Origin of the sequence: Citrobacter freundii complex sp. CFNIH2 (assembly GCF_002880615.1) — a bacterium.
GTDB lineage: Bacteria > Pseudomonadota > Gammaproteobacteria > Enterobacterales > Enterobacteriaceae > Citrobacter_A > Citrobacter_A amalonaticus_F.
In genome coordinates, this window is sequence record NZ_CP025757.1 from 5,260,482 (window position 1) to 5,277,996 (window position 17,515).

The window sequence follows — 17,515 nt, forward strand, 5'->3', positions numbered from 1 at the left end:
TTTATCAGGAAAATAGGCGCGCACGCATTGAGTGAGTCTGCCCGTACGCCAGGGAAAGGCTTTATCAGTGAGCGGTATTGAACTGATAACACTAATTTTTCCAATTGGTTACTTTAACTTTCAACGGTTAATATCTACATTGAGAACCGTGCCTGGCTATCTTTACAATTGATGATGAAGATCACCTAAATTGATAGGTTATTTATATACAGTACCAAATTCGATTATCTCCCTATAAGATAGATTGCATTTCCGCGGGTGTGGTTTACAAGGAAAGACTGTCAACATGCATCGCTCTGTTTCTGAGTTTTATCGCATTCCCCCTTTACTTATTCGGGCGCTAAAAAGCGGCGTCTCCTCCGTGGTGGAGTTTCATCTCAGCAGGGGATTGCCGAAAGATTCACGAGATTCTCTGGGAAATAGCCCATTGATGATTGCGGCCCAGAATGGGCATTTCGCTATTTGCGAAATGTTGTTGCGTGCGGGTGTCGATGTTGAACATCAAAACAACCTCGGGTTTTGCGCCAGTGACCTCGCGCAGGAGCAAACGCTGCGTGATCTGTTGGCCCGTTATCGGCAATCTCCTTCGCCTGCCGGACAGCAACCAGCAGGAGGGCCAGTTGATGAAGCAGACGTTGAGGTTGAAATTGAAGCCGAAGCCGATGTTGAAACAGAACCTCCCGAAACCGAAGACGCTATGGATTTTATGCGGTGGGAGGCTGAGGTCGAATCGGAACCCGCCGAAGATAATCAGACATTACGACACGCTTCCGCTGAGGCTCAGCAATTATTATCCCGCTATCGCCCGAAAGATAACGCTGCTGAGTGGATCGATATCGAACTCTCGCTTCCTGACCCGCCGACGCCAGTTTCTCACTCTCCGCAAAATTACCCCCATTTCTCAACGTTGCTCACTGGCGCACTGGATGCCGGTCGTGTCTCTGTGCGTGACATCCGGTTTGCCGGGGAAGAGGATTTCGGCATGCCGTGGCCTGAATTCCGGGTCAGCGTAGAGGCCTTGATCAAGGACTTACCTTTGATTGTGGATGGCGATGATGCTTTCCCGGAAAGTGATGCCTGTGAGGCATTCGCGGCGAGTGGCGATCTTGACCCCTGGTTTGACGCATTCGGTGCATTGCGGCTGTCCGGCATCTTTGAACGTTATCTTGTGGACATTCGCCAGTGGGATGTCGTCGATAAAACAAAGGAAGAGCGACTCGGGCAGCGCATGGATACGGCGCTTATCAATTTGATGACGATCCTGGCGGGATTACCCGAAGCAGAATATCTTCAGTTGCTGCATCCGAATCGCCTTCCGGCGCCAGCGCCTGAGATTTCTGAAGAGGAAGACGACGCGGATGAGGACATCTCTTCTGCAGCCGATGACGATGACGCCATCAGCTTTAACGATCTGCTCATTCTGCTGAGAAGTGGGAAAGCAGAAGAGTACCAGGATAATCATATCCCTCGCCCGGAGTACGCTGACCTGCAACAGATAGTCGAGCGCGCCCAAACGCTCATCCCTGATGAATGCCATAAAATGAGTCTGTATGTCAGTAGTTACAGAGACGCCTGGGAAGGGTTAATCCACGCCAATTTGCGTCTGGTGGTCGCGATTGCGAAAAAACACTGCGGGCGAGGATTAGATATCGAGGACCTGATCCAGGAAGGCAATCTGGGCTTGATCAAGGCCGTTGAAAAATTCGACTATCGGCGTGGATTTAAATTCTCCACCTATGCCTCCTGGTGGATCCGCCAGAAGATCACTCGTGCAATTGCCGATCAGGCGCAGCTCATCCGTTTACCCGTTCACTTCTATGAGCAATTCAGGCGCTGGCGGAGCAGTCGGGATCAGTTGCTGCATCGCCAGGGGATAACCCCCACCCTCAGACGGTTGCAGGAAATGACCGACCTGCCAGAGCGTCAACTTCTTCGGATGGCTAAATATGAAGAACAGACGGCGCTGATTGGTGATTTTCACGATGACGCCCAGGACCTGTCAGGAGACGCGCTGCTGACCAGAAGGGATTTCACCAGTGCTCCCGTTCAGTCTCTGGAGCTAAGAGAACATATTTCATCGGTTCTGGATACGCTGTTGCCACGCGAAGCACAGATCATAAAAATGCGTTTTGGCATCGGTATGACGCAAGATTTCACGCTGGAAGAGGTGGGTAAACAGTTTAATGTCACGCGAGAAAGGATACGTCAGATAGAAGCCAAAGCGCTCCGTAAGCTCCGTCATCACAGCCGGGCGTCGAAATTAGGCGGCTTCGTCGAACAGTGGGAAACCGCGTTGAGCGAGATGCAGGAAGAAGAAGAATGACGACCATGCGCCATGCGCCACCGAATGCAGCCATTATGATCGAAGCTCTGCGAGGGCTCGGCTACAACACCGCCACCGCACTGGCTGATATCATCGACAACAGCATCAGTGCTGGTGCCCGTAAGGTCGATCTGACTTTTCACTGGCGTGAGTCGGATAGCTATATCGTGGTTCGGGATAATGGTTGCGGCATGTCGGCCGCTGAACTGGATGTTGCGATGCGGCTGGGGGTCAAAAACCCGCTGACAAAGCGTCCAGGACACGATCTGGGCCGCTTCGGTCTTGGACTCAAAACCGCCTCCTTTTCGCAATGTCGCCGCCTGACGGTCTCCTCTAAAAAAGAGGGAATAACGACCATCCTGCGGTGGGATCTGGACATTCTCGCCGCCAGTACGGACGACGGTTGGTATTTGCTTGAAGGTGCTGACCCAGGGAGTCAGGAGGCGTTAGCAAATGCGGAACCTGACTCCCACGGTACGGTGGTGCTGTGGGACGTTTTAGACCGAATTGTCACCCCCGGCTACGGTGAGAAAGATTTCCTCAATCTGATGGATGGCGTTGAACAACATCTGGCGATGGTATTTCACCGATTCCTTGAGGGGAACTCTCCCCGACTCACTCTCACCCTCAATGGTCGCAAAATTAAAGCCTGGGATCCCTTTCTTAGCGGGCATCCTTCCAAGCCCTGGCATTCGCCTTCGGCAATGGCGCCAGGCGCTCCTGCCGTGAAGGTGGAGTGTCATGTTCTGCCGCATCAGGATCACCTGACGATGCAGGAGTATCAACAGGCTCAAGGACCGGCAGGCTGGACGGCTCAGCAAGGATTTTATGTATACCGGAATGAGCGATTGCTGGTGGCGGGCAACTGGCTTGGACTCGGAAGTCCCCGGGCCTGGACGAAAGATGAAACCCACCGCCTTGCGCGGATCCGTCTGGATATCCCTAATGATGCCGACATAGACTGGAAGATTGATATTCGTAAATCGATGGCGCGCCCGCCGGTTTCGCTGCGTCCCTGGTTAACTCAACTGGCGCAATCAACACGCGATCGTGCGGTAAGGACATTTGCCAAACGCGGGAAAATGAATAAGCGCAAGCCCGGCGAGGAACTCGTTCATCTCTGGCAGGCGCAGAAGACGTCATCAGGTGTTCGTTACCAGATTTCGTTACAACATCCTGTCATCAGCAATGTCCTTTCGCAGGCTGGTGAGTTATCCCCACAAATTCAGGCCATGCTAAGACTGATTGAGGAAACCGTTCCGGTTCAGCAAATCTGGCTTGATACGGCTGAGACAAAAGAGACGCCGCGGACAGGCTTTGAAACCGCGCCGCCCGCAGAGGTGTTATCCGTATTGCAGGTCATGTACCAGACCCTGGTTGGTCAGCAGGCGATGTCACCGGCGCTGGCGAAACAGCATCTGCAAAATATGGAACCTTTCGATAATTATCCCGAATTAATTGCACAACTCCCCGACGATCAACAAGAGAAATCGCTATGAGTCTGAATCCCCTGGATGACACGCAACTGAGTGTATTGCAGATTGTGCAAACGCTTCTGCAAGGCCGGGATAAAAGTACGATCACCCCTGGCATTCTGCGCCAACATATTGACATGGTTTGTCAGATGAAACCGGAGTGGAGCCGCCTTGATAACCGGGAGATTCTGGTCGAAGAGTTGATCCGCCGTTATAGCATCTGGATGGGGGAAGATACTTCTCTGAGTAATGACGAAGGGCATCAACCCTGGCTGACCGCTGATGCGAAACGCGAGTGGCGCTACTGGCATCGATATCGCCAATGGCTTGGTAAAACGATGCCCTGGGGTGTCCTGGATACCCTTGACCGTTCAACGGATCGTGTTCTGGGATTACTTGAGCAGCCAGGGCGGGAAGGGCGCTGGGACCGGCGTGGTCTGGTGGTCGGCCATGTTCAGTCGGGGAAAACCAGCCACTATACCGGTCTAATCTGTAAAGCCGCGGATGCGGGATATAAGATAATCATTGTGCTTGCGGGTTTGCATAATAACCTTCGCTCGCAGACCCAAATGCGTCTGGATGAAGGATTTCTTGGCTACGAGACGAGTCCACTCAGAGAAAAAGTGACCATCATTGGGGTGGGCGATATTGATAGCGATCCCGTCATTCGTCCCAATTACGTCACCAACCGATCTGAAAAGGGCGACTTCAGTGCCGGAGTGGCTAAGAATCTGGGGATCAGCCCCGAGCAACGGCCCTGGCTGTTCGTGGTAAAGAAAAATAAATCAATTCTGAAACGCCTGCATACCTGGATTGAAAACCATGTCGCCACCAGCGTTGACCCCGTCACCGGAAAGCGTTTTGTTTCGGAATTACCGCTGCTGATGATTGATGATGAAGCGGATAACGCCTCAGTTGATACGGGGGAAATTGTCTACGATGACGATGGAAAACCGGATGCTGAACATCAGCCAACGGCAATCAATAGCCTGATTCGTAAGCTGTTGATGCAGTTCAGCCGTAAGGCGTATGTCGGCTATACCGCCACGCCCTTTGCCAATATTTTTATTCACGAGAGCAATGAAACGCGTGATGAAGGCCCGGATTTGTTCCCTTCCGCCTTTATCATTAACCTCGGCGCACCTTCTAACTACATCGGCCCGGCGAGGGTATTTGGTCGGGCCGCCGCGGAAGGGCGGACCGGTGAACTACCTTTGATCAGGCGGGTGAGCGATCATTGTAGCGATGACGGAAAAAGAGGGTGGATGCCGGTTTCTCATAAGAGCTCGCACTATCCCACGCTCGATACGCTAACCCATTTCCCGGACTCGTTAAAACACGCCATCGATAGCTTTTTGCTGGCGTGCTGCGTCCGGGAATTGCGCGGTCAAGGAGATAAACACAGTTCGATGCTGGTCCATGTGACCCGCTTCAATAAAGTGCAATCGGTCGTTTATGAGCATATTGACGCCTACATTCAGGACGTGAGACAGCGACTGACGCGAAGGATTGGACACGAGCCTTTTTTACATCAGCTTGAATCACTCTGGCAGGCCGACTTTTTGCCGACTGGTCAGACGATCCGCGACGTCATGCCGCAGCAGATTCCGGACGATGCCTTTGCGTGGCGGGAGATCGTCGACAAGCTGTATACCGTGATCGAAAACGTGTCGGTACGAATGATAAACGGAACGGCGAAGGATGCGCTTGATTATTCGGACAGTGCGACAGGCTTAAAAGTCATTGCGATTGGCGGAGACAAACTGGCTCGAGGGCTAACGCTTGAGGGATTATGTACCAGTTATTTCTTACGCGCCTCCCGCATGTATGACACGTTAATGCAGATGGGACGCTGGTTTGGCTATCGCCAGGGCTATCTGGACGTATGTCGGCTGTATACCACCGATGAGCTGATTGAATGGTTTGAGCACATTGCGGATGCCTCGGAAGAGCTGCGGGAAGAGTTTGACAATATGGTCGCCAGCGGCGGAACCCCACGTGATTTCGGGCTAAAAGTGAAATCACACCCCGTGTTAATGGTGACATCCCCCTTAAAAATGCGTAGCGCGCGCTCACTTTGGCTCTCTTTCAGTGGCACGGTGGTCGAAACGATTTCGTTGTTTAAAGAACCGGAGTACCACAAGCGTAACTACGCGGCCTTCCAGCATCTTACCGGGCGTGTCGGTTCTGGCGCGCCGATCCCTGAGAGACGGCGCGCAGAGAAGATTGAAAAATGGAAAGGGGTCATTTGGCAAAACGTCTCTCCCGAGCCGATCATTGATTTCTTAACGGAATATGAGACCCACGCTCAGGCCAGGAAAGCCAACAGCAAACTGCTGGCGGATTTCATTACGCGGATGAATCGTGTTGATGAACTCACCCAATGGACAGTGGCGGTGATAGGGGGTGGCGTCGATCGTCATCACGATGTCTGTGGCTTCCCGGTCCCGCTTATGCTGCGTAAAGCGTCTGAGGGGGTCACTGACCGCTATTCCATTGGCCGTTTACTTTCCCCACGCGATGAAGGGATTGACTGCGATGAATCGACCTGGCTTGCCGCGCTGGCCGAAACGCAGCGTATTTTTCATGCCGATCCCGGACGCAATGAAGGGCGAGAGGAGCCCGCCATTCCTGGTGGTGTAGTACTGCGCCGGATCAAAGGATTTGGCATAAACGACATCCCGGCACAGCGTCAAAAAGGGCTACTGCTCATTTACTTACTGGACCCGCAACAGGCGTTGTCAGCAGCGGAATATCAGGACGATGCCTTGCCGGTGGTGGCTTTTGGCATCAGTTTTCCGGGAAGCCGCAGTGGGGTAACGGTGGAGTACAAAGTGAACAACGTACTGTGGGAGCAAGAGTATGGTGCGGCTGAGTAAAGATGATCTGCTGGCGGCCTGGAAAGCCTTAGATCGATCTCAGATAGACGAACAGCCCGGCGCTCAGGGCTGGCGCGGGATTCGGCTTTTTACGCACCAGGGCTGTAGCTTTCATGCCGGGCGTCGTCAGCCTGATAATGAAGAAATGCTGATTGCCGTGTTTCCTCATCCTCTTTCGCCGGGGTCGACGGCGCTGCCGTCCTGTAAAGGATTTCGCGTTGAGATGACCGGAACAGAGGAGGGTCGGCAGAACGGTTTGATGATCCGTCGCCAGCAAACGGGGAATGCGGATGTCTTTACGACGATGATTCTGGATATTCTCCATTCGCTCCTGAACGTTTCTGAACCGCGTCTGTTTGAAACCCTGCTCCGTCGGATTCGTTTATGGCAGGCGTTTATGGAGCGCGATACCCGTCCACTCAGTCATGAAGAAGAAGTGGGGTTAATCGGGGAATTGACGTGTCTGGAGCGGTTAATCGAGAGCGGTCTTGCGCCGTCAACGGCAGTCGAAGCATGGGTAGGACCGCAGCATGGCCTACAGGATTTTGAACTCGATGAACGCGCCATTGAGGTAAAAAGCACCACAGCAGAGCAGGGCTTTTGCGTAACCATCCACGCGCTTGAACAACTGGACTGGCTGCGGCCTGGCTCGCTCATGTTGTGCGGTTTGCGCTTCAGCGAGCATCCCAGCGGCGCGACCCTGAATGACCTCATTCACCGTCTTCGTCAGCGGTTTGATGGAAACGCTCCGGCGGCCTGTCTTTTTGAGGGATCGCTTTGTCACGTCGGATATTTCACTGAACATGCTGAATTCTATACACGTCATTTCTTGCTGACAGAGGCGTTCGCACTTCCCATTGAAGCGGATTTTCCCTCTTTGACGCATGCCAATGTCCCGTTGCCGGTGGTGAGTGCGTGCTATCAACTCGAACTCCAGACACTTATTCCTCAGGCTCAAAATTTTAACCATTGCTTGTCAGACTTTGCAGGATTACCGCATGGAACTTATTGATTTTTTACGTCAAACGCAGAATGAGATTCGCAAGGAATATCAGGATCAAATGGCTCAGCCTGGGGTTGAGTCGCCTTTTCCGGAACTGATTTTTACCGATATTGTTATGCGTCATATGGCCGATATCGGCATGACATTCGATGATGCCGAGACGTGTCACTTTATGGCGAAAGTCAGTGGACACAATGTGCGTCTCAGCGGTTATGCCTTCTCAGAAGATGGCGATCAACTTGACCTTTTTGTCAGCATTTATCACGGTAGCGACGAGCTTTGTCACGTCCCGGATGCTGAGACAAAAGCGATTGCCGGTCACTGCATTCAATTTTTGCAGAAGTGCGTTGACGGTAAATTATCATCCACGCTCGATCAGTCCAATGATGCCTGGCAACTGGTGACGACCATCGAACAGTCCTATACGGAACTGGAGCAAATCAGAATTTATGTTCTGACCGATGGTCAGGTGAAAACCCGTTGGTATCAGTCCCGCGATGTGGCCGGTAAAACCATTAAATTAGAGGTTATGGACATTGTCCGCCTGTTTAACCACTGGCAGGAAGGTAAGCCACGCGACGAACTGCAGGTTAATTTTGATGAGGTGGCGGGGGGCGCACTCCCCTGTGTCTGGATCCCGGATGAAATGGGGGAATATGATTATGCGCTGACGGTGGTTCCGGGCGAGACGCTGCGATTTATCTATGAAAAATATGGCAACCGGATTCTGGAAGCGAACGTGCGCTCATTTCTGAGCCAGACGGGGAAAGTCAACAAAGGGATTCGCGACACTTTACGCGAGCAGCCTGAGCGTTTTATGGCTTATAACAACGGCATTGTGATTGTTGCCGATCAGGTCAGGCTTGGCGAAGCGCCGGGAGGTGGTCCTGGTATTGCGTGGATGCAGGGGATGCAGATTGTCAACGGTGGGCAGACGACGGCTTCCATGTTTTTCACCAAAAAGAAATTCCCGGCAACCAATCTGCGTAACGTGCGTGTACCCGCAAAAGTCATTGTGCTGAAACAGACGAATAATGCACAAGAAGAGATGCTAATTGCGGATATTTCGCGCTTCTCGAATAGCCAGAATAAAGTCAATATTTCCGATCTGTCAGCCAATCGACCGGTACATGTACAGCTGGAAAAAATGGCAAACACGGTGTATTGCCCGGACGGATACAGCCGTTGGTTTTACGAGCGAGCGAACGGCAGTTATAAGGTTATGCTGGAACGGGAAGGTAAAACACCCGCTGGCATCAAACGGTTAAAAGACGCGATTCCTGCCTCTCGCCGGATAACGAAAACGGATTTCGCAAAATATCATTGTGCCTGGCTCCAGCGTCCGGATTTAGTCAGCCTCGGCGGACAGAAGAACTTTGCTGCATTAATGACGATGATCGACAAGGATACTGAGCGTTATGGGGATGAACTGAACATTGAGAGTTTTAAAAATTACATCGCGCAGGCCATTATTTATAAGAAAGCCTATAAGTTGATTAATTCACTTTTCCCCGCATTTAAGGCGAATATTGCCGCCTATACCGTGGCCGCCTATTCACATCTTTATGGCAACCAAACGGATCTGGCAGAGATCTGGAATCAACAGGGCATTGAGGAAACGATGGGCAACCGCCTTGTCAGCTTAGCCCATCGGGTGAATAGTCTTCTGACCGAATCCGCGAATGGCAGGATGATTTCAGAGTGGGCGAAGAAGCCTGAATGCTGGGAGTATGTGCGCAGCAAAATCTATTTCTCCGCGCAGGCAAAAACGGATGGCCTTTCGCATGATTAAATTCAGTATCAAAGCGCGGCGTGCGTGTTGTGGAGCTCGCCGCGGTTATTCTCTCGGGATGTGCCACTGAAAAGAATAAACATATAAATAACAGGGATATTTTAAATCCAGTGTTAATCATTAACAAAACCTCGCGCCGGCGGGGTTTCTTTTTTTGTGATGCCTTGCTTTTGAATCATTCGTTTCGCAAGCATTTTAAGAATATATCCAGGAATAAAATGTTGCCTTCACGCAACTTTTAGGAATAGTCTAGATCTTTACGGAATTTTCGCGTTTTATCAATCAAGGATGAATTATGTACGTTCTGGCATTAATCTTCTCGCTCGCGGGTAACGCTGAAAAAAGTGAAGTTATTGGTGTTTTCAGTAGCCACCCTGAATGTGAGGCGGCATCTCAGTTGCAGTCATCACGAACCCGATGCTTTTTCCTCGATCCCGAAAAGGGCCTGGTGGATGTGGCATTACATGACGTTAATGCCAAAAATCCGAGATAACTTCATGTTAGTGCGCCTCTGCTTTGAACCGACAGGATTGTCTTAACCAGGGCATGCGCTAATCTCATCATTGCGGAAATACCTCTCTCTTAAGCGCGTATCGGATATCCTTTGCGTCGCCCTCGGCCACACGGTTTCTCACATGCTCAATAACATTCGGCAACGAACAATAACGTGTTGGTTTTAACCTGATGGGCATTTCTTGCTATGGGTGCCGCCATCATCGAAAGCAAAGGCTTTTCGTTGGGCCTGGCAATGGGTCTAAAAGGTTCGGATTTAATGAGTTGGCTTCAGACTTCGCGGGACAAATTGAGGGCACAAAAAAGCCCGCAGGGCTTGCGCCATGCGGGCTCTTAGGACTTCATCGAATGACTCTGGTAATCACCGATGGAGAATTTTGGTGGGCTGGCGTCCCTGTGATTGGATATTCAAACCATTGATTTTTATATTAATTTTTTATTTATATTCTATTGGTGGTTCTAAAAAGGAACCATAAATCTTAATGGTATGAGTTCTCACGATTAGCTGATTGGCAAATTGTATCAAAAGATAACAAATCCTCAGTTCAGCTACCAACTGGAGTTGAACTGCGTAAGCAGGATCTGCTTTCCACCGATTAGTGTATACGGTAGTTTTTAAGCATAACTGAATTGTACCCGTAGGGCAGTACCAGCATAGGTGGAGAATGGATTTTGAACAACTGGTCACTAGAGCATACAAAAGAAATCAAAGCTTGGCTTAACATAGATAACTATCGCAAGTTTGAAGATCTCTCATTGATACACTTCTATCACGAGTTATGGGCCCGGAATCTGTTCTTTAAGGAGTATCGGGAAGAGTTTGAGAGCAGAACTCTTATGGGTTACTTCTCAAAGATTTTCACCGGTAACCCTTTTTTGATTCCAGAAGGGCAACTTGGATACATGACTCCTGCCAACAAACTTTTTCAGCCCCCCCATTTTTTTCTAACAACTCTTGATCGCCTTGCTGAAACGAGCATTATTGCTATGCAACGCGGAGGTTTTGTTTGGCATGAAGGTAACAATTATTCTATAAACGCAGAGCTTCGAGAGGAATCACTTTCAGACATTATGCCAGATCAGTTTACACGAACAGTCATGATCGAGATTGATTTGGCAAGTGGCACAGACGAAGAGATTGCAGAGTCGCTTAAAGCTGCATTACCGCAATGGCGTAAAATTAAGGGTATTGATGAAAACCCATTGGAATCTGTTCGTTTTGGATACGGAACTATCAAGAAACTCATCAGTTATCGAGTAATACCTATGTTAGATATCTTGGTGTGGGCAGCCGTTAAAAAAATCCGTGTTTCTGACGACAGGTTATCCAGACTACTATATACAGATGATGACGAAGAAAGCGAAATGAGGCAGTCCAGCCAAATCAAAGATACCGACAGGCCTTTGGCCCTTAAATCCTGCACAACTGACTTTATCCGACAATTCCTTTACTTCATGAACAAAAATAGCCATTTGAAGCAAATGAAAGTCTCAGATGTAATGAAACTATCGGATTGAAAAATGACACCCATAATTCTTAGGTGTATTGAAAAATATTTTCATTTCTAATGTGGATAATTTGTAAAAAGGTCGATGACATTCATTAAAATTATTTTACAATTGAGCTTTTTGACTATTGTTTGATGGTTTTTTTTTAAGTGTATTGAATATGCCTTGGGGTGAGATTTATATAAATAAAAATGAAATAACAGCGAATATTTTAACTTGGAATGACGAATGAAATTTATATTCATTCTTGTCATTAACCAACTATTAGGATGACGGCATGTCTCTTTACTCATGTTAAGGTGATTATGATAATTTATCAAAAGCATCTTTTACAGGATGCTTTTCTTTGTATTTCCAATATAAATCCTTGCATTTTATTGTGAAACACATTAAGAAGTTAATGTATCTTAACATCACCAGGAAGGATAAAAAATGAGTGAGTCTCTTAAAATATTAAACAACATTCGTACACTTCGCGCTCGGTCTCGTGAGTTTTCTCTTGAAAATCTTGAAGAAATGCTGGAGAAACTGACTACGGTGGTTGAAGATCGTCGGCAAGAAGAAGTTACATTTCTGAAAGATAAGGAAGAACGACAGGCCAAGCTCGAAGCTTTTCGTCAGCAACTCCTTGAGGATGGCATTGATCCAGCAGAATTGCTTTCTGGTCTGAGTTCTTCTTCTAAGCCAAAATCCAGCCGTGAACCACGACCGGCTAAATACAAATATATCGATGAAAACGGTGATGAGAAGTTTTGGACTGGTCAGGGTCGAACTCCGAAAGTTATCACCGCTGCTATTGAAAGTGGTAAGAAGCTGGAAGATTTCGCTATCTAATATTTGAAGAATACTTTATCAAAAAAAAGCCGTTAAAAAGTTGATTACTTATAACGGCTTGCATTAACAGAAAGAATATTTTCTGGGGTCAGTGATGAAAATTAAACATTGGTTAGTATCATTTTTAATAAGCTTCAGCCAGATTGCTTTTGCAGATACTGTATTAGATGAGGTTTCTAAAAGCGTCATTAGTGTTTGCCATGCTCCTAGTAGCAAAGGGCAGAAATGGGATGTTCAGGTTCTTGCCTCTGGTGATGTTAAAGTTGGACTTAAGTTTGCAGGTAAAGTAGCGGCTGATGCAAAGGTTGCTCTTACAAAGAGTGAGTGGGATGGCGTACAACAAGTTCTTAGGGAACATCAACAATTGGATAATGACAGTTATCGAGATTGTGTAGAAAAAATCACACCTTTATTTTTAGCGAATATAAAAGAAGAACGGAATATATCCTCACAGATATTAAATAAAGAAGAAAGTGAACTAAAACTGCCAATAAGTATAATCGGTGGTGGACAAAAGGTGGTCTTCTCTCCTGATTTTATTATAGAGATGGAAGAAGCTTCTGGCGGTGGAGTGAATAAAAAAGGATTATCAATTATAGTTACACCTGAGAATGGACGATTATATCTTACTGAAGGTGAGCCAGTGAACGTGGCAATTAAAGGTAAGAATTATTTGCTTGAATTTAGATTTAATAAAAAGATGCAGCCTGTCTATACATTAATGAACCAATAGTGTAGTTGCAGGGCGACTTTAGTTGCCCTGTCTAATTTTTAACTTTGTTCTTTGGGGGTTAGAATGTAAATCCGTTGTACTCCATTATTTCTTATCTCTATTCTTAATGATTGACCTTTTCTAATTATTACTTTTCTTCTCTCATAAAATAAACTCTTTATTGGATTGTCTAAATAATAATTACTACTGCCATGAAAATCTGGAAGTTCCAGTAAAACATATTGGTAATGTTCTTTATCTAACTTTTGAACGAACATTAAAAAATTATTACCTGATGGTATCGATTCAGGATTTAATGATTCCTTAAAAGTGAGTAATTCCAAGGAATTATTATGAGATATTTTTATTGTGATAAATTTGAAAGTATGCTGATCTATGTCATTTATCGCATTAGAGTTGTTATCAAACACTCCGGTCTTTTTTTTCTCATCATATATCTTGGTGCTTTTATTCTCATAAACTTTCAATTCATACTTAATAGTTTCGCCCGAATAACTGTTGTAGAGGGGGGGTATTGATGTGGGTATTGAGTGGGTTACAGGAATTGCTGATGAATTTTCAATATCATTAGCATTCACTTTATAGCTAAATGAAATGAAAATTAATGCTGTAATAAGTGATGCTATAGATATCTTATTCATATTCTCTCCTATTAATGGATTTAATTATTTTTATTTAACATCTATAAAAGAAAATATCAAATTTAATTTTTGGAGTAAATGAAGAAGGATCTGGATTGGTCGTTCAATACCAAATTTTTGTGCCGGGCAAAGGAAGTAAAATTAATTATTATATATAAAGGATACTCTAATTCATATAAAAGATTAGTGCTAAAATTTTATGATATTTATGTTTAAATCAGAACTATGAAATTCGTTAATGGTAGAAAAATTTAGCCTTGAGTTGTCATTGCCTCTATATCAGCAATATGTGGCCGTGAGATGTAAATTGATCAACCATTACTACCATCTAGATATGGCCGCAACCGTAGACACACCTTCAGCGAAATAGGGGAATTTCAGATACTCTCAAGTTCCCCTGTTCTGTACTGCACCAACTTCGAGAGAACCATCCTGCATAGCAGCAAGGAACCTCCGCTTCAGGAGTCTCACTCCTTTCTTTTCCCAAGTGTTCGTATAGTGACTTCACCACAACGACAAGGGAAAACAAAATGAACAATCAACCAACCCGCCTCATACGCCTACCAGAAGTTCTCGAACGAACTGGCTACGGAAAAGCATGGATCTATCGTCTGATCAACGATGGCAAGTTTCCTGCACCTGTCAAATTTGGGCTCTATGTCGTGTAGTTAAAGAATATACTAATTTTATTGAGGGGGGGAGAGAAATAAAAGTGGAGAATCTAAATTATAAAAGCGAAGATAATAATAAACCATGAGTTAAAATAGATCTACATAAATAGTTTTTCTCTAACAGCCCCAAAATATCAGTGAGCAATGAAAGAACAATACGCTTAAATAGCCTGAATAGTCAAATAATGCTACTTTTATGCAGTATTCAGATAGGTTTTACGGATTGTTTTGTTGGTTTTGATAGTTTTCTTCTTTGAATTGTAAGGAAAATTAAATGTATATCTATCAAATGGTTACAAGCAAGCTTTTCCGGAATTATTCTAAAAATCAAGTAATTAAAAATAAATTTACAGATTATTCTTATTATTGTACTATTTTGATAACAATTTCAATGAGGATAGTATGATGCAAAACCAAGCAGAAGAAGCAAAAAAAATTTTAAAAACAGATGGTTACAGCGGGGCAAACTCGGTGTTATCTAGACTGATGGAAGAAGTTAGAAATGATAAAAACACAACGGTAGGTAGCCGTTATGATCGAGTCCATAATCGGCATAACCGTTAAATTTCTATGCTTGATACAATTTTAATCAAGACGGCCAGTAGGTGCAATTTGGATTGCACCTACTGCTATGTATATCGCGGGGCTGATACAAGCTGGCAGGATCAACCCTATAGGATGAATGATGCCACGATAGAAAAAGTGGTAGAAAGGATTACGGAATATAGTCTTTTGCAGGTAACTGGATTTGCCATAGTTTTACATGGAGGTGAACCACTTCTTTTGGGGGAAAGAAGACTTGAGACTTTATTATCAGGTTTAAGAAGAGGTTTAAATCCTCAAAATACCCTATAAGTATACAAACCAATGGTGTTTTGATAACTGAGAAAATTTTGAACTTATGTTCAAAATATAGAGTAAGCATTTCGGTTAGTATTGACGGAACAAGAAAAGCTAATGATATCGCGAGGTTTACACGTGGTGGTAACAGTAGTTTTGAGGATGTAATTAATGGAATTGAAAAATTAAGCTCACACCAAGACCACACCTTCTTGTTTGCAGGGACATTATCAGTTATACAACCGAATATTCCTGCTGAGGATACATATCATTATCTGAAGAGTATAAACTCTCCAAGTATAGATTTTCTATTTCAGGATGGAAATTATGATAGGATGCCTTATGGAAAAAAAGATCTTCAAACTACTGAATATGGTGAGTGGTTAGCTAAAGTATTTGAACTCTATATGGAAGATAGCAATCCTGTACCGATAAAAATACTGGATGATATTCTCAAGATTTATTTGGGCGGTTCTCCAATAAAAGAAGGGAAAGGAAATAATGAGTTTGGTATTTTGATAATTGAATCTGATGGCGAGATTAGAAAGAATGATACACTGAGAGCATCATTTGAAGGTGTCGATTTTTTCAAAGGACGTCCGTCGGTACATAATACTTCATTAATGGATGTAGTAGAAAGTGAAGAATATATAATTTATACGAAATCATCTTCACCTTTATCAGCAGAATGCCAGTTGTGTGAATATAAAGATGTATGTGGTGGTGGAATGCCATTATATCGATGGAGTAAAACTAGGGGGTTTGATAACCCATCAATATATTGTGCGGATCATAAGATAGTGATTAGTACAGTTAAAAAATTCTTGCAGCGGTCTAAATTATTATGAGTTAAGGGGGGGGTATGTTAAAAAATCTATGGAAGAGTGAGATGGAAATTTTCCCATTTAATCATTTCTTTTGTAATTCCTGTATTAGTTCTAATGTCACCGAGGGTATTTTGCAATGGTTGATATCTACTAATTCTTGGAAAAGGGTTAATGAATATTTTTATGACCAGTATGAATTTAGTTTATATGATGCGAAATTACCAGATGAGATTCTTTTCCTCAAGGAAGATTTTTTTTGTGATGAATTGAAAAGTTTTATAGAAAATAAATTTGATGTGGTTCTGAAAAATAAAGTGGATATTGTTGCACATAAATTAATATCAGGCGACAAAATAAAAATTCATAATGATTTTATTGAAGGGCAAGAGTCACATCGTATTTTGTTTCATTTTAATAAAAATTGGAAAGAAGAGAATGGTGGGTATTTTATGATCTTTTCTAAGGATGAGCCGGAATCCTTAGAAAAAATAATTCCTCCACTTCATGGTTCAGTTCAAGGATTCGAGATATCACAGAACTCACATCATGCGGTTAGTCAGGTATACGATTTTGAAAGATATACTGTAATTTACTCATTTTACAGGAAGGGAAATGAAAATATCTGATTTTATATGTTCTCCTTTAGGTTGGAATGAAAGCTCACCATTTTATTTGCGTGATAACTTTCTGTTATCACAAAATATAAATTCCGTAGATGATATATGCGTAGTAGATCCCGGCAGTAAAATAATGGGGATTGATTATTTAGTACCTAAGTTTTTGGATGAAATTGAGAAAGTAGATTGGGAAAAAATGGGATTAACTTTCTGCGACAAAAATGAATTTTCATTACCAGAATATGAAAGGTTATTGTCCAAAATTGAGTCTTTATTATATTTTTCAAAAAACATGCATAGTTCGATAAAGGCATTTGCAATTAACTTTCATCCATTATTATCTGAGTGTGAAGATTTTGATGTGAGTTTCAGTGATCCTTGCATACCATTCGATGTATTCACTAATGTTCCAAAATATGAAGAGAAATACGCTGCTGAAAGATTTGTTGAAGGGATTATTCATGAAACTCTGCATTTACAGTTAACAGCTATGGAACATTTATTACCTTTGTTCCATGATAAATTGTTAACTGATAATGTATTTTCCCCCTGGAAAGGAGAGGGCCGAAATGAACGCGGTTTACTACATGCAGTCTATGTTTTCTCAAATATTAAAATTTTTTGGTTGAAGGTTCATGCGCAATCTAAAAATATAAATGACTTTGCAGTAAAAAGGATTAATGAAATTCAAAAGGAATTATCAACGGCAGGACATATACTAAAAAGCGATGCATTAACTCCTGAAGGTAGAATGCTTGCCTGCTTGTGTTTATCATAACCACTCAACTATGATGCAAGGTCATAATTAATGGAGGTTCTTTGAGTGTGTTGAACTTTATTATAATTAATGGTGTCAAT

Annotated in this window: 15 protein-coding genes and 1 pseudogene; 15 read left to right on the forward strand and 1 reads right to left on the reverse strand. The window is 44.6% G+C overall.

Annotation, left to right across the window (positions count from 1 at the left end):
• Positions 1-286: 286 nt before the first annotated feature.
• From mzaA to WM46_RS25835, 9 genes are all read left to right on the forward strand, one after another.
• The gene (gene mzaA, locus WM46_RS25795) at positions 287-2,323 is read left to right on the forward strand and encodes an MZA anti-phage system associated sigma-70 family RNA polymerase sigma factor MzaA (RefSeq protein WP_102603737.1); all 2,037 of its coding nucleotides are present in this window, start codon (positions 287-289) and stop codon (positions 2,321-2,323) included.
• Positions 2,320-3,822: an MZA anti-phage system associated ATPase MzaB gene (gene mzaB, locus WM46_RS25800; RefSeq protein WP_102603738.1), complete on the forward strand. Its 1,503-nt coding sequence runs from the start codon at positions 2,320-2,322 to the stop codon at positions 3,820-3,822. The genes mzaA and mzaB overlap by 4 nt, the downstream gene beginning before the upstream one ends.
• Entirely contained in the window at positions 3,819-6,677 is a 2,859-nt protein-coding gene (gene mzaC, locus WM46_RS25805) for an MZA anti-phage system associated Z1 domain-containing protein MzaC (protein WP_102603739.1), read from the forward strand. The genes mzaB and mzaC overlap by 4 nt, the downstream gene beginning before the upstream one ends.
• Complete coding sequence (gene mzaD / locus WM46_RS25810) at positions 6,661-7,689, forward strand: MZA anti-phage system associated PD-(D/E)XK motif protein MzaD (RefSeq protein ID WP_102603740.1); 1,029 nt, start codon at positions 6,661-6,663, stop codon at positions 7,687-7,689. Before mzaC ends, mzaD begins: the two co-directional genes overlap by 17 nt.
• A complete protein-coding gene (gene mzaE, locus WM46_RS25815; protein WP_102603741.1) occupies positions 7,676-9,472 on the forward strand; it encodes an MZA anti-phage system associated AIPR family protein MzaE in 1,797 nt (598 codons plus the stop codon). Before mzaD ends, mzaE begins: the two co-directional genes overlap by 14 nt.
• A 295-nt stretch (positions 9,473-9,767) precedes the next feature.
• Positions 9,768-9,965: a hypothetical protein gene (locus tag WM46_RS25820; protein ID WP_061075026.1), complete on the forward strand. Its 198-nt coding sequence runs from the start codon at positions 9,768-9,770 to the stop codon at positions 9,963-9,965.
• A 692-nt stretch (positions 9,966-10,657) separates the two neighbouring features.
• Positions 10,658-11,503 (forward strand): DUF6387 family protein, encoded by an 846-nt coding sequence (locus WM46_RS25825; protein ID WP_001625719.1) that lies wholly within the window; start codon positions 10,658-10,660, stop codon positions 11,501-11,503.
• Between the two features lie 423 nt (positions 11,504-11,926).
• On the forward strand, positions 11,927-12,328 hold the full coding sequence (locus WM46_RS25830) for an H-NS family nucleoid-associated regulatory protein (RefSeq protein WP_045404661.1): 402 nt from the start codon (positions 11,927-11,929) through the stop codon (positions 12,326-12,328).
• A gap of 94 nt (positions 12,329-12,422) precedes the next feature.
• On the forward strand, positions 12,423-13,061 hold the full coding sequence (locus WM46_RS25835) for a hypothetical protein (protein WP_001625716.1): 639 nt from the start codon (positions 12,423-12,425) through the stop codon (positions 13,059-13,061).
• Positions 13,062-13,099: 38 nt separating this feature from the next.
• Here WM46_RS25835 and WM46_RS25840 read toward each other — a convergent pair whose 3' ends face one another.
• Positions 13,100-13,702, reverse strand: a complete 603-nt coding sequence (locus tag WM46_RS25840; RefSeq protein WP_102603742.1) for a hypothetical protein — start codon at positions 13,700-13,702, stop codon at positions 13,100-13,102.
• Positions 13,703-14,232: 530 nt separating this feature from the next.
• Between WM46_RS25840 and WM46_RS25845 the strand changes: the two are divergent.
• From WM46_RS25845 to WM46_RS25865, 6 genes and pseudogenes are all read left to right on the forward strand, one after another.
• Positions 14,233-14,355 (forward strand): annotated as a pseudogene (locus WM46_RS25845) (helix-turn-helix transcriptional regulator); the annotation flags it as partial.
• A 420-nt stretch (positions 14,356-14,775) separates the two neighbouring features.
• A complete protein-coding gene (gene yhhA / locus WM46_RS25850; RefSeq protein ID WP_072025379.1) occupies positions 14,776-14,937 on the forward strand; it encodes a YhhA family cyclophane-containing RiPP in 162 nt (53 codons plus the stop codon).
• Positions 14,938-14,943: 6 nt separating this feature from the next.
• Positions 14,944-15,228, forward strand: a complete 285-nt coding sequence (locus WM46_RS26720; RefSeq protein ID WP_262360432.1) for a radical SAM protein — start codon at positions 14,944-14,946, stop codon at positions 15,226-15,228.
• A gap of 20 nt (positions 15,229-15,248) precedes the next feature.
• A complete protein-coding gene (locus WM46_RS25855; protein WP_262360433.1) occupies positions 15,249-16,061 on the forward strand; it encodes a radical SAM protein in 813 nt (270 codons plus the stop codon).
• A gap of 14 nt (positions 16,062-16,075) precedes the next feature.
• A complete protein-coding gene (gene yhhC / locus WM46_RS25860) occupies positions 16,076-16,666 on the forward strand; it encodes a cyclophane-containing peptide 2OG-Fe(II) oxygenase YhhC (RefSeq protein WP_045404653.1) in 591 nt (196 codons plus the stop codon).
• Positions 16,653-17,435: an aKG-HExxH-type peptide beta-hydroxylase gene (locus WM46_RS25865; RefSeq protein WP_233424262.1), complete on the forward strand. Its 783-nt coding sequence runs from the start codon at positions 16,653-16,655 to the stop codon at positions 17,433-17,435. Before yhhC ends, WM46_RS25865 begins: the two co-directional genes overlap by 14 nt.
• Positions 17,436-17,515 lie beyond the last annotated feature (80 nt).